A 19,377-nucleotide genomic window follows, 5' to 3' on the forward strand; every position below is an offset into this window, starting at 1 on the left:
GGCTGTGGATACTGCGTTTTTCCGGGGGGTGGCCCCCGGACCCCCAGGGGCGGAGCCTGTGTCCGGTCAACGGCTAAAGTCGGCCGCATGACCAAGTGGGAATACTCGACTGTGCCGCTGCTCGTACACGCCACGAAGCAGATTCTGGATACCTGGGGCGAGGACGGCTGGGAGCTCGTCCAGGTCGTGCCCGGGCCGAACAACCCCGAGCAGCTGGTGGCCTACCTGAAGCGGGAGAAGGCGTGAGCGCGGTCGAGGCGAAGCTCGCCGAGCTCGGGCTGACACTGCCGGAGGTCGTCCCGCCGCTGGCCGCGTACCAGCCGGCCGTGCAGTCGGGCGTGTACGTGTACACGTCGGGCCAGTTGCCGATGATCGAGGGCAAGCTCCCGGTCACCGGCAAGGTGGGCGCGGAGGTCACCCCGGAGGAGGCCAAGGACCTGGCCCGCACCTGCGCGCTGAACGCGCTCGCGGCCGTCAAGTCGGTCGCCGGTGATCTCGACCGCGTCAAGCGTGTGGTGAAGGTCGTCGGGTTCGTGGCATCGGCGTCGGACTTCACCGGCCAGCCGGCTGTCATCAACGGCGCGAGCGAGCTGCTGGGCGCGGTTCTCGGCGACAAGGGCGTCCACGCGCGCAGTGCGGTCGGGGTGGCGGTGCTGCCGCTGGACGCACCGGTGGAGGTCGAGGTCCAGGTGGAGCTCACGGAGGCATAGCCGCACCTCCGGGCACCTCTCGAACATTCGCGCACCACGGGATAGCCTCCGCCCATGGCGAATGGGCAGTGGTTTCCGCAGGACTGGCCGGAACGTATCCGTGCGCTGGCCGACGGCACGCTCACCCCGGTCGTCCCCAAGCGCGCGGCCACGGTCATGCTCCTCAAGGACACCACCGCGGGTCCCGTCGTGCACATGCTGCGCAGACGCGCCTCCATGGCCTTCGCCGGAGGCGCGTACGCGTATCCGGGCGGCGGCGTTGACCCCCGCGACGACGACCACCAGATCCGCTGGGCGGGCCCCACGCGCGCGTGGTGGGCCGAGCGGCTCGGCGTCGACGAGGCGGAGGCCCAGGCGATCGTCTGCGCGGCCGTACGCGAGACCTACGAGGAGGCGGGCGTCCTGCTCGCGGGGCCGGCCCCGGACTCGGTGGTCGGTGACACCACGGGCGAGGACTGGGAGGCGGACCGTGAGGCCCTGGTCGCGCGGGACGCGAGTTTCGCCGAGTTCCTGGAGCGTCGCGGCCTGGTGCTGCGCTCGGACCTGCTGGGCGCCTGGACCCGCTGGATCACCCCGGAGTTCGAACCCCGCCGCTACGACACCTGGTTCTTCGTCGCCGCCCTCCCCGAGGGCCAGCGCACCCGCAACGCCTCCACGGAGGCGGACCGCACGGTGTGGATCGGACCGGCCGAGGCGGCGGCGTCGTACGACAAGGGCGAACTGCTGATGATGCCGCCCACGATCGCGACCCTGCGCCAGTTGGCGCCGTACGACACCGCGGGCAAGGCCCTCACGGCCGCTCCCGCCCGCGACCTGACCCCCGTCCTGGCCAGGGCCCGCCTGGACGACGACGAGATCGTCCTGTCCTGGCCGGGGCACGACGAGTTCACCAAGCACATCCCGACCGGTGGAGCCCCCGCATGACGGACGCCGCAGCCCTTCCCGGCCAGCCGAGGGGCGGGGTGCTCTCAGGCCCCGCCACCCCGAGGGCCGTCAATGTCCTCGCGCCCAACGCGTCCGCGATGACCCTGGACGGCACGAACACCTGGATCCTCGCCGAGCCCGACTCCGAACTGGCCGTCGTGGTCGACCCCGGGCCGCTGCACGAGGGGCATCTGCGCAACGTCGTGGACACCGCCGAGAAGGCCGGCAAGCGCATCGCCCTGACCCTGCTGACGCACGGTCACCCGGACCATGCCGAGGGCGCCGTGCGGTTCGCCGAGCTGACGGGCACGAAGGTGCGGGCGCTGGACCCGGCGCTGCGGCTGGGCGACGAGGGGCTGGGCGCCGGGGACGTGGTCGGGGTCGGTGGCCTGGAACTGAGGGTCGTACCGACGCCGGGGCACACCTCGGACTCCCTGTGCTTCCATCTCCCGGCCGATCAGGCGGTTCTGACGGGTGACACGATCCTGGGACGCGGTACGACGCTCGTGGCGCACCCTGACGGCCGCCTGGGCGACTATCTGGACTCCCTGAGGCGTCTGAGGTCCCTCACGGTCGACGACGGCGTTCACACCGTCCTCCCGGGCCACGGACCCGTCCTGGAGGACGCACAGGGGATGGTGGAGTTCTATCTCGCCCACCGCGCTCATCGGCTCGCCCAGGTGGAGACAGCCGTGGAGGACGGGTACACGACGCCGGGCCAGGTCGTCGCGCACGTGTACGCGGACGTGGACCGGTCCCTGTGGCCGGCGGCGGAACTGTCGGTGCGGGCGCAGCTGGACTATCTGGAGGAGCACGGGCTGATCTAGCGCGGCGGGGCGCTTCTGCGTCCCGCGCGCGTACGCCTAGTCCGGACGCGGTGCCTTCACCCCGTGCACGCGCGTGTACTCCTCCGCCAGCCACGGCCCGAGATCATCGACGTACGACATGAGCACGTCCCGGTCGCCGTGCGGCGCGTACCCACGCACCGCGGCCGCCCGCATGTGCGCTGCCCGCTCCGGGTAGTACGCGCCGAACGCCTCCGCCATCTCCGTCAGATCGCTCGTCCAGCCGTTCCAGCGGGGCATGACGAGGGTGAAGCCGGTGCGGACGAGGTGGCGGGACATGAAGCGCACGAGGGGGCGCAGAGCCTCCTCGGAGCCGCCTGCGCGGGAGATCCGCTCGCGCCAGCGCGGCAGCAGCAGGGCGAGGTCGCCGTTGGTCTCGCGGGCGAGCCGTGAGTCGGGGCGGTAGCGCGGCAGGTATTCGGCGAGGTCGTCGCCGAGCAGCGGGGTGCACAGGCAGGCCACGAACCACCCCAGGTCGTACGTCTCCGCCTCGCTCAGCAGCCGCGCCCGGCTGTGGAGCAGCGTCCCGGCCCCGTCGATCTCCGGGAACTCCTTGTCCAGCGCGGTGTCGAGCGCCCGGGCCGCCTCGCGGTCCGCGTCCGTCGGTTCCTCGTGCAGGGCGACGAGCAGGTCGAGGTCGCTGCGGCCCACGCGCGCGGTGCCGCGCGGCACCGACCCGTAGAGGTACGCGCTGTGCAGTCGTGCCCCGAACACGTCCAGCAGCCGGTCCCGCGCCACGGCGACGACCGGACGGAAGGCGTGCGGCACGCGCGCGAGGGATCCTTCGCGCTCGAGGTAGCCCTGGACGTCGAGACCCTTGCGCAGAACGGTTTCGGCCATGGGTTCACTGTGCCGCGACAAGGGGGCAGGAGCGGCGGATTTACGGCGCGGCCGAATGGGGGTCCGGGGGCGCATCCTCCAGCACCCACGGCCACACGGGCGAGGACCCGCCTCTCAGCGAGACGGGCCCTTCGAAGCCGTACGGCCGAGACCGAGCGTCAGCGGGAGCGCTTGGCGAGTCGCTCCACGTCCAGCAGGATCACCGCGCGGGCCTCCAGGCGGAGCCAGCCGCGCTGGGCGAAGTCGGCGAGGGCCTTGTTGACCGTCTCGCGGGAGGCGCCGACCAGCTGGGCGAGCTCTTCCTGCGTGAGGTCGTGGACGACGTGGATGCCCTCCTCGGACTGCACGCCGAAGCGGCGGGAGAGGTCCAGGAGTGCGCGGGCGACGCGGCCGGGGACGTCCGAGAAGACCAGGTCGGACATCTGGTCGTTGGTCTTGCGCAGCCGGCGGGCGACGGCGCGCAGCAGCGCGGTGGCCACCTCGGGGCGGACGTTCAGCCAGGGCTGGAGGTCGCCGTGGCCGAGGCCGAGCAGCTTGACCTCGGTCAGCGCTGTGGCGGTCGCCGTGCGCGGGCCCGGGTCGAAGAGCGACAGCTCGCCGATCAGCTCGCCGGGGCCGACGACGGCGAGCATGTTCTCGCGGCCGTCGGGGGAGGTGCGGTGGAGCTTGACCTTGCCCTCGGTGACGACGTAGAGCCGGTCGCCCGGGTCGCCCTCATGGAACAGGGAGTCGCCACGCGCGAGGGTCACCTCACTCATGGAGGCGCGGAGCTCCGCGGACTGCTCGTCATCGAGCGCCGCGAAGAGCGGGTTGCGCCGCAGAACGTCGTCCACGAGTTCTCTCCTTGTCGACCTGCTCAGGGGATCTTGCTCCCCCTTGGTACCAGGGGACCGTGTTCCCCATTTTGCCGGACGGTCCAAACAGTGTGATCTGTCACAAGGATGCCGCACAGGTGTCCCGAGGTAAGCGGCAGGGGGCCAATCGGGGGCCGATCTCCTGGGTCCGGGGCGATTGTCGGTGCCGGGCTTTAGGCTGGCCGGGTGTCCAAATCGCCGGTGAGAGCACAGGCCAAGGGGGCTGGGCGGGTGGTTGTACGTCGAGATTCCGCTGTGGGCGAACAGGACCCCGGTGGCGGAAAGAAAACGGCAAAAGTGACAAAGAAGGCTGCGGTGAAGAAGGCTCCGGCGGTGGTGAAGCAGGCGGCCGAGAAGAAGGTCCCGGTGAAGAAGGCCGTGGCGAGAAAGGCTCCGGTCAAGACCGTCGCCGTCAAGCCGGCGAAGGCCGAGTCGCCCGCCGCGCTGGTGCGCCGGGCCCGCCGGATCAACCGCGAACTGGCCGAAGTGTTTCCGTACGCCCACCCGGAGCTGGACTTCGAGAACTCCTTCCAACTCGTGGTCGCCACGGTGCTGTCCGCCCAGACGACCGACCTGAGGGTCAATCAGACGACCCCCGCGCTCTTCGCCAAGTACCCGACCCCCGAGGACCTGGCCGCCGCCAACCCCGAGGAGGTCGAGGAGATCCTCCGTCCGACCGGCTTCTTCCGGGCCAAGACCAAGTCGGTCATAGGGCTGTCGAAGGCGCTGGTGGAACAGTTCGGCGGCGAGGTTCCGGGCCGTCTCGAGGACCTCGTCAAGCTGCCCGGCGTAGGCCGCAAGACGGCGTTCGTCGTCCTCGGCAACGCCTTCGGGCGGCCCGGCATCACCGTGGACACGCACTTCCAGCGGCTGGTGCGGCGCTGGCAGTGGACCGCCGAGACCGACCCCGACAAGATCGAGGCCGCGATCGGCGCGCTGTTCCCGAAGAGTGACTGGACGGACCTCTCGCACCACGTCATCTGGCACGGCCGCCGTATCTGCCACGCCCGCAAGCCCGCCTGCGGCGCCTGCCCCATCGCCCCGCTCTGCCCGGCGTTCGGCGAGGGAGAGACGGACCCGGAGAAGGCGAAGAAGCTCCTCAAGTACGAGAAGGGCGGCTTCCCGGGGCAGCGGCTCAACCCTCCGCAGGCCTACCTGGACGCGGGCGGGAAGGCGGCGCCGCCGCTGGGGGCCGGATGAGGGGCGGCACCAGGGGCACGGGCCGGCCGGCACGGCTTCAGGAACGATCTCGGGTCGGCCGGGCGTTGGACTCGCAAGGACGGGGGTGGCGATGACGCGCGCGAGCAATGCACAGGGCGTGGCGCTCAGTAAGGAGGGCCTGCCGCAGTGGCTGGACCCGGTGGTGCAGGCGGTGGAGACGGTCGAGCCGGTGCAGCTGAGCCGGTTCCTGCCGCCGGCGGACGGGGCGGGGCGGCAGTCGGCCGTGCTGATCCTGTTCGGCGAGGGGGAGCGCGGACCCGAGCTGCTGCTCATGGAGCGGGCCAGCTCGCTGCGGTCCCATGCCGGGCAGCCCTCCTTCCCCGGCGGTGCCCTCGACCCCGAGGACGGCGACCCGAAGGCCGACGGGCCGCTCAGGGCCGCCCTGCGTGAGGCCGAGGAGGAGACCGGGCTCGACCCGGCGGGTGTGCAGCTCTTCGGCGTGCTGCCCAAGCTCTACATCCCGGTCAGCGGTTTCGTCGTGACCTCGGTGCTGGGCTGGTGGCGCGAGCCGACCCCGGTCGGAGTCGTGGATCCGAACGAGACGGCGAGAGTCTTCACCGTTCCCGTGGCGGATCTCACGAGTCCCGACAACCGGGCCACAACCGTCCACCCCAGCGGCCACCGAGGCCCGGCATTCCTGGTCGAATCGGCCCTGGTCTGGGGCTTCACGGCCGGAATCATCGACCGCCTGCTGCACTACTCGGGATGGGAGCGCCCCTGGGACCGGGAGAAGCAGGTCCCGCTCGACTGGCGGTCATGACAGGGTGTCTGCCGTGTTGTGTCGTGTGATGAGGCGAGGCCTGAACCGGTGAACGTGCTGGACATCCTGTTGCTGGTCGCCGCCGTGTGGTTCGCGATCGTCGGCTACCGCCAGGGCTTCGTCGTCGGCATCCTGTCGGTGATCGGCTTCATGGGCGGTGGTCTTGTCGCCGTCTACGTGCTGCCCGTCGTCTGGGACGCCCTCACCGACAACTCGGAGGTCAGCACGACGGCCGCCGTCGTCGCGGTCGTCGTCGTCATCGTCTGCGCCTCGGTCGGCCAGGCCCTGACCACCCACCTCGGCAACAAGCTGCGCCGGTACATCACCTGGTCCCCGGCCCGCGCGCTGGACGCCACCGGCGGCGCCCTCGTCAACGTCGTCGCGATGCTCCTCGTGGCGTGGCTGATCGGCTCCGCCCTCGCCGGCACCACCCTGCCCACCCTGGGCAAGGAGGTCCGTAACTCCAAGGTCCTGCTCGGTGTCGCGCGGGCCCTGCCAGAGCAGGCCAACACCTGGTTCGCGGACTTCTCCTCGGTCCTCGCGCAGAACGGCTTCCCGCAGGTCTTCAGCCCGTTCTCCAACGAGCCGATCAACGAGGTCCAGCCGCCCGACCCGGCGCTCGCGGGTAGCCCGGTCGCCACCCGCGCCAAGCAGTCCATCGTCAAGGTCATGGGTACCGCCCAGAGTTGCGGCAAGGTCCTCGAAGGCACCGGCTTCGTCTTCGGCGAGCGCCGCGTCATGACCAACGCGCATGTCGTGGGCGGCGTCGACGAACCCACCGTCCAGATCGGCGGCGAGGGCAGGAAGTACGACGCGACGGTCGTCCTCTACGACTGGGAGCGCGACATCGCCGTGCTTGACGTACCGGATCTCAAGGCGCCCGCCCTCGAGTTCACGTCGACGGACGCCAAGAGCGGTGACGACGCGATCATCGCGGGCTTCCCGGAGAACGGCGGGTACGACGTCCGGGCCGCGCGCGTGCGCGGACGCATCCCGGCCAACGGACCGGACATCTACCACCGCGGCACCGTGCACCGCGATGTGTACTCCCTCTACGCGACCGTCCGCCAGGGCAACTCCGGCGGCCCGCTGCTCACCGCCGAAGGCGAGGTGTACGGCGTGGTGTTCGCGAAGTCCCTGGACAATGCCCAGACCGGATACGCGCTGACCGCGGACGAGATCCAGGAGGACATCGCCAAGGGGCGCACCGCGAACCAGCAGGTGGACAGCGACAGCTGCGCGTTGTGAGGTGTGGGGTGCGTCAGCCTCGAGGGTGACGCAGCCGTACCGAGACCCAGCGGGCCCGGCGGCGCAGGATGTGCGGAATGCCCACCCGGAGGTCCGTGCCCTGCATCTGCGGGGCCCCTCCTCGTTGGTGGGGGCTCAGACCATGGCCCGAGCGGCGATTGCGTGCTGCGTCACTGTAGTCGTGCGTCCAGCCCATACCCCGACGTGTGCCCCTGCCCCAAGGTCGATAACCGCCCCCAGGGCCCCCAATTGGCCTATGCGCCGGGCAAGTGGCTGTTCGTCGGACAGGTGTTCAGATCCGGATACCGGGCGCGTTCACACGGTCACCGATCGGGCTCGGGGTCCTTCAGCCAATTGATCAGTTCTGTCGTGAAAGCGACCGGATCCTCCTCATGAGGGAAGTGGCCCAGTCCGTCGAACAGCCGCCAGCGGTACGGCGCTTCGACGTACTCGCCGGATCCGGCCGCGCTCCGCGTCCGCAGTACCGGGTCCAGCGAGCCGTGCAGATGCAGTGTTGGCACCCGCACCGGCCGCTTCATACGGCGGTTGAACTGGATGCCGTCGGGGCGGGCCAGGGAGCGCACCATCCAGCGGTACGGCTCGATCGAGCAGTGCGCCGTCGACGGGATGCACATCGCGCGGCGGTACGTCTCCACCGCGTCGTCGTCCGGCAGTACCGGCCCCGACCAGTCCCTCATCAGCCGGGCGACCAGCGCGCCGTCGTCCGCGGTGAGCTGCCGCTCGGGGATCCAGGGGCGCTGAAACCCCCAGATGTAGGAACCGGCGCGCGTCTGCTTGACGTCCGAGAGCATCGCCGAGCGCCAGCGCCGCGGGTGGGGCATCGAGGCCACCGCGAGCCGTCGTACGAGCTTCGGACGCATCGCGGCCGCCGTCCACGCCAGGTAGCCGCCCAGGTCGTGGCCGACCAGCGCGGCGTCCGGCTCGCCCAGGGAGCGGATCACGCCGGTGATGTCGAGGGCGAGGTTGGCCGGGTCGTAGCCGCGCGGGGTGCGGTCGCTGCCGCCGACGCCCCTGAGGTCCATGGCGACGGCCCGGAACCCGGCGTCGGCGAGCGCGGGCATCTGGTGCCGCCACGTCCACCAGAACTGCGGGAAGCCGTGCAGCAGCAGGACCAGCGGGCCGTCGCCCATCTCGGCGATGTGGAAGCGGGCGCCGTTGGCGGCGACCTCGCGATGGGTCCAGGGGCCGTCCGGTCGTACTACTGAGGCAGGTGTGGCGGGGTCCGTCATGACGACGAGCGTGCCACAGCTTCGATGGCCTCCGGGACACGGTCCTGCGTCAGCTCCGGCCGCGGATGCGGCTTGGCGTTCTGCAGGACGCTCGCCGACTCCTTCATCGACGCGGCGGTCTTCTGTGCGCCGCCGCCCTTCTTCGCCTTCTTCGCGAAGACCACGCCGATCAGCGCCAGCAGGCCCGCGATGAGCACGTTCGCCGCGAAGGACAGCAGGAAGCAGACCGCCAGGTTCCAGTCGCTCCAGGTGCGGATGCCGTACGCCAGGGCGAAGTTCAGCATCGGCAGGGAGAACACCAGCACCCCGCCGGCCACCATGAACGCGCCGCCGCTCGTCGCGCCGCGCTTCACGTCCCGCTTGAGCTGCGCCTTGGCCAGCGCGATCTCGTCGTGCACCAGCGCGGACATCTCGGTCGTCGCCGAGGCGAACAGCTGGCCGATGCTGCGTTCGGCGCCGACCGGGCTGCCGTCGGGTGCGCTCATCGCGTTCTCCCTGAATCTGCCGTGTGCCCTACTGGGAAGTCTTGGGCCGGAAAGTCCTTTGTACCGTCCCGTCAGATCATGCCCGACGGTCGTCCTCCTCGCCTGCCCCGCCCGTCACTTCGGCAAGCCCCGCTCGCTCGGCGGCCTTGAGTTCGGCGATCCTGCGGTGCTCGGCGGCCTTGCTCTCGTGGATCGCGGCCATGCGCAGGTGGTACGCCGGGTCATCCTCCTCGTAGATGTCCGGGATGCCGTCGAGGTCGTCGTCGCGCTCCTCGGCCTCGACCATCCGGCGGTACTTGGCGTTCCGGATCTTCAGCAGCACGGTGGCGAGGGCCGCCGCGATGAGCGAGCCCGTCAGCACGGCCGCCTTGACCTCGTCCGTGAGCGCCGTGTCCCCGTCGAAGGCCAGCTCCCCGATGAGCAGCGACACCGTGAAGCCGATGCCGGCCAGGGTGGCGACCGCGAAGACGTCCGCCCACTCCAGGTCGTCGCTGAGCGAGGCGCGGGTGAAGCGTGCCGTCAGCCAGGTCCCGCCGAAGATGCCGAGCGCCTTGCCGACGACGAGACCGAGGACCACACCGAGCGTCTCGGGCTTGGTGAACACATCGCCGAGCGCGCCGCCGGACACGGAGACACCGGCGCTGAACAGGGCGAACAGCGGTACGGCCAACCCCGCCGAGAGCGGACGTACGAGATGCTCGATGTGCTCGCCGGGCGAGTGCTCCTCACCCTCCCGAGGGGTGCAGCGCAGCATCAGGCCCATCGCGACGCCCGCGATGGTGGCGTGGACGCCGCTGTTGTACATCAGGCCCCAGATGACGAGCGCGAGCGGCACGTACACGTACCAGCCGCGTACGCCCTTGCGCAGCAGCAGCCAGAAGATGGCCAGGCCGATCACCGCACCGGCGAGCGCGGCGAAGTCGATCTCGGCCGTGAAGAAGACCGCGATGATCAGGATCGCGAAGAGGTCGTCGACGACCGCGAGTGTGAGCAGGAAGGCGCGCAGAGCGCTCGGCAGGGAGGTGCCGATGACGGCCAGCACGGCGAGTGCGAAGGCGATGTCGGTCGCGGTCGGGACCGCCCAGCCGTCGAGCGAGCCGCCGCCGGTGAGGTTGGTCAGGACGTAGACGAGGGCCGGTACGGCCATGCCGCACAGGGCCGCGACGACCGGCAGCGCGGCCGCCCTGGGGTCCTTGAGGTCACCGGCGACCAGCTCGCGCTTGAGTTCGATGCCGGCGACGAAGAAGAAGATCGCGAGGAGTCCGTCGGCCGCCCAGTGCGCGATCGAGAGGTTCAGACCGAGAGCCTCGGGGCCGAGGTGGAAGTGGCTGACGCTCTCGTAGCTGTCGTGCAGCGCGGGGATGTTCACCCAGATCAGCGCGGCGACCGCGGCGACGAGGAGCAGGACACCGCCGACGGTCTCGGTGCGCAGCGCGTCCGCCACGAAGGTCCGTTCCGGCAGGGAGAGCCGTCCGAGGACCTTGCGGGTGGGGGTGGTGCGGGGCGCGGCCATCGGGGGACCTCCGGTCGGTGGGTACGGCAAAGCTGCTCGCCGACCAGACTTCCCGGCACACCTATGGGGTCACGCTTGTTTTCCTTAGTTTACCTAAAAGGGGCGCCCGGCGCGTTCTCGCGCCGGGCGCCCCTTCTGGTGGGCTCGGTGGCTCAGTCCTCGCTGGGCGCGGCCGGCAGCTTCGCCTGGATGAGGTCCATGACCGTGGAGTCGGTCAGGGTGGTGACGTCTCCCAGCTGACGGTTCTCGGCGACGTCCCGCAGCAGTCGGCGCATGATCTTGCCGGAGCGGGTCTTGGGCAGCTCGGCCACCGGGAGCACCCGCTTGGGCTTGGCGATCGGGCCGAGGGTGGCGCCGACGTGGTTGCGCAGGTCGTTGACGAGGCCCTCGTCCTCGGCGTTCGCCGTACCGCGCAGGATCACGAAGGCGACGATGGCCTGACCGGTGGTCTCGTCGGCGGCACCGACGACGGCGGCCTCGGCGACCGACGGGTGGGAGACGAGCGCCGACTCCACCTCCGTCGTGGAGATGTTGTGCCCGGAGACGAGCATGACGTCGTCCACGCGCCCGAGGAGCCAGATGTCCCCGTCGTCGTCCTTCTTCGCCCCGTCACCGGCGAAGTACTTGCCCTCGAAGCGCGACCAGTACGTGTCGAGGAACCGCTGGTCGTCGCCCCAGATGGTGCGCAGCATGGAGGGCCACGGCTCGGTGAGGACGAGGTAGCCGCCACCCCCGTTGGGAACTTCCTGGGCCTCGTCGTCGACGACGGTCGCGGAGATGCCGGGCAGCGGGGTCTGCGCGGAGCCCGGCTTGGTCTCGGTGACACCGGGCAGCGGCGAGATCATCATCGCGCCGGTCTCGGTCTGCCACCACGTGTCGACGATCGGCGTCCGGTCGGCACCGATGTGCTTGCGGTACCAGATCCACGCCTCGGGGTTGATGGGCTCACCCACGGAACCGAGGACGCGCAACGACGACAGGTCGAACTTCGCGGGGATGTCGTCGCCCCACTTCATGAAGGTACGAATGGCGGTGGGCGCCGTGTACAGGATGGTGACCCCGTACTTCTGGATGACCTCCCAGAACCGGCCCTGGTGCGGGGTGTCCGGCGTGCCCTCGTACATGACCTGGGTGGCGCCGTTGGCGAGCGGCCCGTAGACGATGTATGAGTGCCCGGTGACCCAGCCGACGTCGGCCGTGCACCAGTAGACGTCGGTCTCCGGCTTGAGGTCGAAGACGGCGTGGTGGGTGTACGCGGTCTGGGTGAGGTAGCCGCCGGAGGTGTGCAGGATGCCCTTCGGCTTACCCGTCGTGCCCGACGTGTAGAGGATGAAGAGCGGCTGCTCGGCGCCGAAGGCCTCGGGGGCGTGCTCGGCGGACTGCCGGTCGACGATCTCGTGCCACCAGACGTCACGGCTGTCGTTCCAGGCGACGTCCTGGCCGGTACGGCGGACCACGAGCACGTGTTCGACATTGCCCGCCTTGTCGGCGGCCTCGTCGACGGCCGGCTTGAGCGCCGACGGCTTGCCGCGGCGGTAGCCGCCGTCGGAGGTGATGACGACCTTGGCGTCGGCGTCCTGGATACGCGTGGCGAGCGCGTCCGCGGAGAAGCCGCCGAAGACGACGGAGTGCGCGGCGCCGATGCGGGCGCAGGCCAGCATCGCGACGGCCGTCTCCGGGATCATCGGCATGTAGACGGCGACCCGGTCGCCCTTCTGAACCCCCAGCTCCAGCAGGGCGTTCGCGGCCTTGGAAACCTCGTCCTTCAGCTCGGCGTAGGTGATCGCGCGGCTGTCGCCGGGCTCGCCCTCGAAGTGGATGGCGACCCGGTCGCCGTTCCCCGCCTCGACATGCCGGTCGACGCAGTTGTACGCGACGTTGAGCTCGCCGTCCTTGAACCACTTGGCGAACGGCGGGTTCGACCAGTCCAGCGTCTCGGTCGGCTCCTTGGCCCAGGTCAGCCGACGGGCCTGTGCGGCCCAGAAGCCGAGCCTGTCAGCCTTGGCCTGTTCATACGCCTCCGCCGTGACATTGGCGTTCGCTGCCAGGTCTGCGGGCGGCGCGAACCTGCGCTCTTCCTTGAGCAGGTTGGCCAGGCTTTCGTTGCTCACGACATCTCCCTTTCCCAGGGTGTCCGTTGTGTCCCAGGCCACAGCTCATCAGACCGGAGGGTGCGCTGACAAGGGCCGATGGAAAATTGGTTTAGACCTGTGGGTGCCGGGTCCGGCAGCCGGCGTCATCCGTACCCACGTACGCCGACCAGGCAGAGTTCATGTCCTGTAACGCCTTTCACACTCCCGCCCAAGTACGGGTGAAGCGCCACCGACGACGAGGGGAGACCGAGTGGAAGGGATACGGGGCGGGCCGGCTGCGGCGGCTCGCGATCCACAGCTCTTCGAAGAGTTCTACCGGCGCCATGTGGATGCCATGGCGTCTTTCGTGGCCCGGCGTGTCGCGGATCCGCACACCGTGGCCGACCTGACGGCCGAGATCTTCCTGGCGGTCCTGGACTCCGCCCACACCTACCGGCCCGGCCGGGGCAGCGAGACGGCCTGGCTCTACGGCATCGCCCGCAACGTCGTCTCCTCGGAACGCCGGCGCGTGGCCCGCGAGACCGCACGCGACCGCCGTATCTCGGGCCGCCGGCTCCTGGAGCCCGACGACATCGCCCGCATCGAGGACAAGCTCGACGCGGAGAGCCCGGGCCGCCGCGCCCTCGCCGCTCTGGAACGGCTCCCCGCGGGGGAGCGAGCCGTCCTGGAACTGGTCGCGGTCGACCAGCTCACGGTCGCAGAGGCCGCCACCGCGCTGGGAATCAGCCAGGTCGCGGCCCGTGTGCGGCTGCACCGGGCGCGCAAGTCTCTGCGGGGGCATGCGGGTTCGGCAGTGGCGGATCCACGAGGCACATCTCTGTCGTACGTCACTGAACCAACCGGGGGAGAGGCATGACGATGAAGACGACGTTCGAGGACCGGCTGCTGGCCGAGCTGCAGGGCGAGATCGAGCGACGAGAGGCCGACTCCTCGGTGCCCGCCGCGCGGCGCCGCGTGTTCACGGGCCGTCGGCTCGCCCTCGCCGCAGCGGCCTGTGCGGTGGCCGCGCTCGCGGTGGTGCTGGTGCCGGGCTCGCCGGCCGACTCACCGGCGTACGCGGTGGAGCAGAACGGTGACGGCAGTGTCACGCTCACCCTCAAGGACCTGGAGCCGACGCTCGAGTCCCAGCGCGAGCTCGCCGAGCGGCTCCGCCCGAACGGCATCCACGTGGACATCCAGAACCTCGACGCCCGCCACGTGTGCCGGCAGCCCCGAGGTGAACAGCTTCCGGCGGGCAAGCCCGTGCACCCCGGGGAGGCATGGATGATCACGCTCCATCGTGGTGACTCCGTGGCCTTCGAGAACCACGAGGACACCGGCGGCAAGACGTGGGCCCTGGCCTTCTACGCGGTCAAGGGCAAGATCGAGCCCTGCGTGCAGACGGAGACCACCAAGGACTTCCTGGAGGTGACGGCCTCCCCCTCGTCCGTCGGGCGATGACCCGTACGGGACGGGCGGCCACGGAAACCGGGACCGCCCGCCCCTCCGTCACGCCGACAGATCCGCCGCCTCCACATGGTCGAACAGCTCGTCCCCGCTCATCCCGGTGAGCAGATACGCCTGTGCCTCGCCCACGTGGAAGTACATCCCGTGCAGCTCCAACTCCCGCTTCCGCAGCGCCCGCGACACCGACTCGTGCGCGCTCAGATGCTCCAGCTGCTGGACCACGTTGGTGAGAGACAGCTGCTCGACCGCGTCCGCGGGCGCCCGTCCGGCGAGCCGGGCCCATGGACGGCTGTCGTCGGCCATGCGCTCCAGGCTCGGCAGTCCGTGCCGCAGCCACCGCTTGAGGGGTGTCCGGGCGCCCCCGGGCTCGGAGTTGAGCAGCGCCTGCATGGCACCGCACCCCGAGTGCCCGCACACCGTGATGGACCGCACCTTCAGCACGTCCACCGCGTACTCGATCGCGGCCGCCACCGAGTCGTCACCGCTCTCCTCGCCGGGCATCGGAACCAGGTTGCCCACATTGCGCACCACGAACAGGTCGCCCGGACCACTGGAGGTGATCATCGAGGTGACCAGCCGTGAGTCGGCACAGGTGAGGAAGAGCTGCGCCGGGCGCTGCCCCTCACGGGCCAGCCGGGCCAGCTCGCCCCGCACCAGGGGAGCGGTGTTGCGCTGGAACGCGCTGATGCCGCGCGCCAGTTCATGCCCGCTGGGACTGGACGGACCGGTCCCGCCCGTCTTGACGAGGCCGTCGGAGTCGCTCGGGTGCCCGCCGGACGGGGGCGTGGACCGCGGGTCCTCGCACTGGTGGTTGCGCCAGGGAGTCCAGGGGCGGCAGCGGCAACCCGCTGAGGCGGTGCGATCGGTGAACCCGGCGTCGGCCCCGATGCCGCTTCCGCTCCCGACCCCGAGCGCGGTGTGAGCGTCGGGGACATCCCCCGGCTCGGCGATCCGGACCCCGGCGCGGCGGCCGGTCAGTTCGACGGTGCCGCCCTGCGCGGTGTGCGTGTTCTGCCAGTCCTGCAGTGCCTCGAACGCCGCGTGGTCCATGAAGGAGCCGTCCAACTCGACGACGACCTGGGCGCCTTGGGGCACGAGATGCAGGGCCCGGCTGAGGCGGGGCACGGCGAGGAACGTCAACTGCCCTCGCACGTGTACGTGATGGACTCCTTCCTGCTCTTCGTGGGTGATGCGGGTGCGGGTGAGGCGGTGCAGGGCGACGGCGACGGCCACGGCGATGCCGAGCACGACGCCCTCCAGGACACCGAGGAACACCACGCCGAGGGTGGTGACGGCGTAGACCAGGACCTCTCGGTGGCGGGTCACCGTGCGGATGTGGTGCAGGGACACCATCTGGATGCCGACGGCCATCACCAGCGCGGCGAGCGAGGCGAGCGGGATGAGCTCGAGCACCGGGACCATCAGCAGCGCGGCGATCACTACGAGAACGCCGTGCAGCATCGTGGAGTTCCGGCTCACGGCTCCCGCGTGCACATTCGCCGCACTGCGCACGGCGACACCGGCGACCGGGAGCCCGCCGAGCGACCCGGAGACGATGTTGGCGGCGCCCTGGCCGAGCAGTTCACGGTCCAGCCTGGAGCGTCTGACGCGGGTGGTCAGCCCGGGACGGCCGGCGGCCATCTTGTCCACGGCGACCGCGCCGAGCAGCGACTGCACACTGCACACCAGTGTGGTGGTCAGCACGGCGGCGACCAGGCCGAGCACGGGACCTTCGGGGAGCCCGGCCAGGGCGTGGCTGCTCCAGGAGGGCAGGTCGACCCTGGGCAGCGTCAGCCCGGCGAGCGCGGCGGTTGCGCTGGCCCCGGCGACGGCGACGAGCGCGGCCGGGATCTTGCGCAGCAGACGGCCGGTCCGGCCGGGGATGCGGGGCCAGAGCAGCAGCAGGGCCAGGGTCAGCGCGCTCACCGACACGGCGGCGGGACGCACCTGGGCCAACTGGGCGGGCAGGGAATGGAGGTTGGCCAGGACGGAGCTCTGCGGAGTGCCGCCGAGGACGATGTGCAGCTGGGCGACGGCGATGGTGACGCCGATGCCGGCGAGCATGCCGTGCACGATGGCGGGGCTGACGGCGAGCGCGCTGCGCGCCACGCGCAGGCAGCCCAGGCCCAGTTGGGCGAGGCCCGCGAGGACCGTGATGGCACAGGTCGTACGCCAGCCGTAGCGGTGGATCAGGTCGGCGGTGACGACCGTGAGTCCGGCCGCGGGGCCGCTCACCTGGAGCGGGGAGCCGCCGAGCCAGCCGGCGACGAGTCCTCCCACGGCGGCGGCGACGAGGCCGGCCTGGAGGGGCGCGCCGGTGGCGAGGGCGATGCCGAGGGACAGGGGCAGGGCGATCAGGAAGACCGCGATCGAGGCCGACACGTCGGCGCCCGCGACACGGAAGCGGCGGGGCCGGGACGGCGGTGGGCTGTGGGGTCGGTGGATGCGCTTGGTCCGACTCGAATCGGTGGCGCGGGTGGGGACGCAGGCGGACATAATTCCCGTCTCCTCCGGGGCAGCGCGGTCGCGGAACAGGTGGTCCCCCGCCATGGCGGGGGGTCGGGTCGCGGCCGTGGGTCACGGCGTGCAGCGGCGGGATGCATCAACGCTCGGTAAACGAATCGTAATTCAGAGTAAAGGCCAGGCATAGACTTTTCTGGCAAATGGCGCAATAAGTCACTCATCAGGGTGATGCAGATATTTCATCGGCTTGTCGTACTAATTCATTCCGGACCTCGTGCGAGCTTGACGGCGCTGTCGTTGGCCCCGAGAGAAGGAAGTAGGTGGGCGGAACATGGCCGCCATCCAGAGGATCGCCGCGGGCGCCGTGGTCGCCGCGCTCTGTGCCGCGTCGCTCGCCGGTTGCGCGCTCGGCACCGACGGTGCCGAGGAAGGGGCCGCCGGCCCGCAGAAGGCGAAGCCGGCCCAGGCGCCGCCCAAGAGCGCGGTCCGCCTGATCGGCGACGGCTCCACCGCGTACACCGGGGTCCAGCCCCACCTGCCCAGGTCCGAGCGCATGAAGCCCGGTCAGAAGCCCCCGCAGTTCGTGGTGTTCTCCTGGGACGGCGCGGGCGAGGACTCCCAGAAGCTGTTCTCCCGCTTCCGCAAGGTCGCCAAGGCGAACAACGCGACGATGACGTACTTCCTCAGCGGCGTGTACATGCTCCCCGAGGACAAGCGCGACCTCTACAAGCCCCCTCAGCACTCCCCGGGCCGCTCCGACATCGGCTTCAACGACGAGAAGGGCATCGCCGAGACCGTCAAGCAGCTGCGCGGGGCGTGGCTGGAGGGCAGCGAGATCGGCACCCACTTCAACGGCCACTTCTGCGGCAGCGGCGGCGGGGTCGGCCAGTGGTCCGTCGAGGAGTGGAAGGACGAGATCGCCCAGGCGAAGCAGTTCGTGAAGTCCTGGAAGACCACCACCGGCCTGAAGAACGCGAGCCCGCTGCCCTTCGACTACGACAAGGAGCTCATCGGCGCCCGCACGCCCTGCCTGGAGGGCCAGAAGAACTTCATGAAGGCCGCCCGCGAACTGGGCTTCCGCTATGACACCAGCGGCGTCAACGACCAGCTCTGGCCCAAGAAGAAGGAAGGTCTGTGGGACCTCTCGATGCAGCTGGTGCCGTTCTCCGGGCACTCCTTCGAGCAGCTCACCATGGACTACAACTTCGCCGTGAACCAGTCGGGCACGATGTACGGCGACCCGAACAAGCACGAGTTCTGGGGCGACCAGATGCGTGACAGCCTGCTCAAGGGCTTCCACCGGGCCTACGACGGCAACCGCGCGCCCCTGATCATCGGCAACCACTTCGAGTCCTGGAACGGCGGCACCTACATGCGTGCCGTCGAGGAGACCATCGAACAGGTCTGCAACAAGCCCGACGTGCGCTGTGTCTCCTTCCGGCAGCTCGCCGACTGGCTGGACGCCCAGGACCCGCAGGCCCTGGCCAAGATGCGGACCCTCGGCGTCGGCGAGGCCCCGAAGCAGAGCTGGGCGTCCTTCCTCTCCGGCCGCCCCGCTCCGGCCCCGAAGGGCGTGCCCGGAGCGCCGGCGGCCAAGCCGTGAGCCACAGGCGATGAGCCGCGAGTGGTGAGCCCCGGGCGGTGACCCGTCAGGCGTTCACCACGAGGCTCTCGCCCAGTACGAACCCGGGGTCGACCTGCGCCGCCAGGTCGGCTCCGGTGCGCTCGTTGCCCCAGGACTGGGCGTTCTTCAGGTGGAAGTGCACCATCTGGCGTGTGTAGTGCTCCCAGTCGCGCAGGTCGTACGTGGCGTCGACCGCGCTCTGCAACCGGCGCAGGGAGCTGCGGTTGACGTCCTCCAGAAGCTCGAACCGGGGCGGCCGGCCCTTCTCCATGGCGCGCACCCAGTCCGAGTGCCCGACCGTCACCAGCAGGTCGTCCCCGACCTCGGCGCGGAGGAAGTCGAGGTCGTCCTGCCCCTGCACCTTGTTGCCGACGACCTTCAGGACGACGCCGAAGTCGCGGGCGTACTCCTTGTACTGGCGATAGACGGAGACCCCCTTCCGGGTCGGCTCGGCGACGAGGAACGTGATGTCGAAGCGGGTGAACATGCCGGAGGCGAAGGAGTCCGAGCCCGCGGTCATGTCCACCACGACGTACTCGTCACGCCCGTCCACCAGGTGGTTCAGGCACAGCTCCACCGCTCCCGTCTTGGAGTGGTAGCAGGCGACCCCCAGGTCGGCGTCCGTGAAGGGGCCGGTGACCATCAAACGGACGGTGCCGCCGTCGAGTTCCACCGGCCGGGCGCAGGCGTCGTACACCGGATTGTCCTCGCGCACCCGCAGCAGTCGTGAGCCCTCGCCCGGCGGGGTCGTCTTGATCATCGTCTCGGTGGAGGCGATGCGCGGGTTGGTGCCGCGCAGGTAGTCCTTGATCAGCGGCAGCCGCTCGCCCATCGCGGGCAGTGCCGCGGCCGCCGCCTCGTCGAGGCCGAGGGCGGCGCCCAGGTGCTGGTTGATGTCGGCGTCGACGGCGACGACGGGTGCGCCGGTGGTGGCGAGATGGCGGATGAACAGGGAGGACAGCGTGGTCTTGCCGCTGCCGCCCTTCCCGACGAAAGCAATTTTCATGTTCACGAAGGGTAGTGGTGCGATAGCTGTACGTGGCGGGCGCGCGTGAAGAAGACCACTCCTTCGTGGGGTGTGCGCCGCCGTTGCGTAATGTC

19 protein-coding genes are annotated in these 19,377 nt (G+C 70.3%); 10 read left to right on the forward strand and 9 right to left on the reverse strand.

What is annotated here, in order from left to right:
* Positions 1-87: 87 nt before the first annotated feature.
* From OHU89_RS27365 to OHU89_RS27380, 4 genes are read left to right on the forward strand one after another with little or no spacing between them, the layout of a single operon-like run.
* Positions 88-246 (forward strand): DUF4177 domain-containing protein, encoded by a 159-nt coding sequence (locus OHU89_RS27365; RefSeq protein ID WP_019063748.1) that lies wholly within the window; start codon positions 88-90, stop codon positions 244-246.
* A complete protein-coding gene (locus OHU89_RS27370; protein WP_266889391.1) occupies positions 243-710 on the forward strand; it encodes a RidA family protein in 468 nt (155 codons plus the stop codon). The genes OHU89_RS27365 and OHU89_RS27370 overlap by 4 nt, the downstream gene beginning before the upstream one ends.
* 54 nt (positions 711-764) lie before the next feature.
* Positions 765-1,634 (forward strand): NUDIX hydrolase, encoded by an 870-nt coding sequence (locus tag OHU89_RS27375; RefSeq protein ID WP_405646652.1) that lies wholly within the window; start codon positions 765-767, stop codon positions 1,632-1,634.
* Positions 1,631-2,461 (forward strand): MBL fold metallo-hydrolase, encoded by an 831-nt coding sequence (locus OHU89_RS27380; RefSeq protein ID WP_405646654.1) that lies wholly within the window; start codon positions 1,631-1,633, stop codon positions 2,459-2,461. Before OHU89_RS27375 ends, OHU89_RS27380 begins: the two co-directional genes overlap by 4 nt.
* Positions 2,462-2,497: 36 nt before the next feature.
* Here the strand turns inward: OHU89_RS27380 and OHU89_RS27385 are convergent, their stop codons facing one another.
* On the reverse strand, positions 2,498-3,319 hold the full coding sequence (locus OHU89_RS27385; RefSeq protein ID WP_405646656.1) for a nucleotidyltransferase domain-containing protein: 822 nt from the start codon (positions 3,317-3,319) through the stop codon (positions 2,498-2,500).
* A gap of 158 nt (positions 3,320-3,477) precedes the next feature.
* Positions 3,478-4,152 (reverse strand): Crp/Fnr family transcriptional regulator, encoded by a 675-nt coding sequence (locus tag OHU89_RS27390; RefSeq protein WP_266824125.1) that lies wholly within the window; start codon positions 4,150-4,152, stop codon positions 3,478-3,480.
* Between the two features lie 252 nt (positions 4,153-4,404).
* Here OHU89_RS27390 and nth point away from each other — a divergent pair, with 252 nt between their 5' ends.
* The 3 genes from nth (at position 4,405) to OHU89_RS27405 (ending at position 7,402) form a co-directional block, all read left to right on the forward strand.
* Entirely contained in the window at positions 4,405-5,373 is a 969-nt protein-coding gene (gene nth, locus OHU89_RS27395) for an endonuclease III (RefSeq protein ID WP_405646658.1), read from the forward strand.
* Between the two features lie 91 nt (positions 5,374-5,464).
* The gene (locus tag OHU89_RS27400; RefSeq protein ID WP_405646660.1) at positions 5,465-6,154 is read left to right on the forward strand and encodes an NUDIX hydrolase; all 690 of its coding nucleotides are present in this window, start codon (positions 5,465-5,467) and stop codon (positions 6,152-6,154) included.
* A 48-nt stretch (positions 6,155-6,202) separates the two neighbouring features.
* Entirely contained in the window at positions 6,203-7,402 is a 1,200-nt protein-coding gene (locus OHU89_RS27405; RefSeq protein ID WP_405646662.1) for a MarP family serine protease, read from the forward strand.
* A 13-nt stretch (positions 7,403-7,415) separates the two neighbouring features.
* Here OHU89_RS27405 and OHU89_RS27410 read toward each other — a convergent pair whose 3' ends face one another.
* The 5 genes from OHU89_RS27410 to acs form a co-directional block, all read right to left on the reverse strand.
* Positions 7,416-7,598 (reverse strand): hypothetical protein, encoded by a 183-nt coding sequence (locus OHU89_RS27410; protein WP_095046639.1) that lies wholly within the window; start codon positions 7,596-7,598, stop codon positions 7,416-7,418.
* Between the two features lie 127 nt (positions 7,599-7,725).
* Entirely contained in the window at positions 7,726-8,652 is a 927-nt protein-coding gene (locus OHU89_RS27415) for an alpha/beta fold hydrolase (RefSeq protein ID WP_405646665.1), read from the reverse strand.
* Positions 8,649-9,137: a phage holin family protein gene (locus OHU89_RS27420; RefSeq protein ID WP_266889379.1), complete on the reverse strand. Its 489-nt coding sequence runs from the start codon at positions 9,135-9,137 to the stop codon at positions 8,649-8,651. The genes OHU89_RS27415 and OHU89_RS27420 overlap by 4 nt, the downstream gene beginning before the upstream one ends.
* Positions 9,138-9,213: 76 nt before the next feature.
* Positions 9,214-10,650: a Na+/H+ antiporter NhaA gene (gene nhaA, locus OHU89_RS27425; protein ID WP_405646667.1), complete on the reverse strand. Its 1,437-nt coding sequence runs from the start codon at positions 10,648-10,650 to the stop codon at positions 9,214-9,216.
* Between the two features lie 152 nt (positions 10,651-10,802).
* Positions 10,803-12,761, reverse strand: a complete 1,959-nt coding sequence (gene acs / locus OHU89_RS27430) for an acetate--CoA ligase (protein ID WP_267015286.1) — start codon at positions 12,759-12,761, stop codon at positions 10,803-10,805.
* A gap of 232 nt (positions 12,762-12,993) precedes the next feature.
* Here acs and OHU89_RS27435 point away from each other — a divergent pair, with 232 nt between their 5' ends.
* Together OHU89_RS27435 and OHU89_RS27440 are read left to right on the forward strand one after the other, a co-directional pair.
* The gene (locus OHU89_RS27435; protein ID WP_405646669.1) at positions 12,994-13,599 is read left to right on the forward strand and encodes an RNA polymerase sigma factor; all 606 of its coding nucleotides are present in this window, start codon (positions 12,994-12,996) and stop codon (positions 13,597-13,599) included.
* Positions 13,596-14,183 (forward strand): hypothetical protein, encoded by a 588-nt coding sequence (locus OHU89_RS27440; RefSeq protein WP_405646671.1) that lies wholly within the window; start codon positions 13,596-13,598, stop codon positions 14,181-14,183. The genes OHU89_RS27435 and OHU89_RS27440 overlap by 4 nt, the downstream gene beginning before the upstream one ends.
* Before the next feature lie 48 nt (positions 14,184-14,231).
* Here OHU89_RS27440 and OHU89_RS27445 read toward each other — a convergent pair whose 3' ends face one another.
* Entirely contained in the window at positions 14,232-16,685 is a 2,454-nt protein-coding gene (locus tag OHU89_RS27445) for a bifunctional SulP family inorganic anion transporter/carbonic anhydrase (protein WP_405646672.1), read from the reverse strand.
* Between the two features lie 298 nt (positions 16,686-16,983).
* On the opposite strand from OHU89_RS27445, the gene OHU89_RS27450 reads away from it, so the two are divergent.
* Complete coding sequence (locus OHU89_RS27450; protein WP_405646674.1) at positions 16,984-18,255, forward strand: hypothetical protein; 1,272 nt, start codon at positions 16,984-16,986, stop codon at positions 18,253-18,255.
* 46 nt (positions 18,256-18,301) lie between these two features.
* Here the strand turns inward: OHU89_RS27450 and OHU89_RS27455 are convergent, their stop codons facing one another.
* Complete coding sequence (locus OHU89_RS27455) at positions 18,302-19,282, reverse strand: ATP-binding protein (RefSeq protein WP_405646676.1); 981 nt, start codon at positions 19,280-19,282, stop codon at positions 18,302-18,304.
* Positions 19,283-19,377: the final 95 nt, after the last annotated feature.

The sequence above is a fragment of the Streptomyces sp. NBC_00019 genome (assembly GCF_045041015.1).
GTDB lineage: Bacteria > Actinomycetota > Actinomycetes > Streptomycetales > Streptomycetaceae > Streptomyces.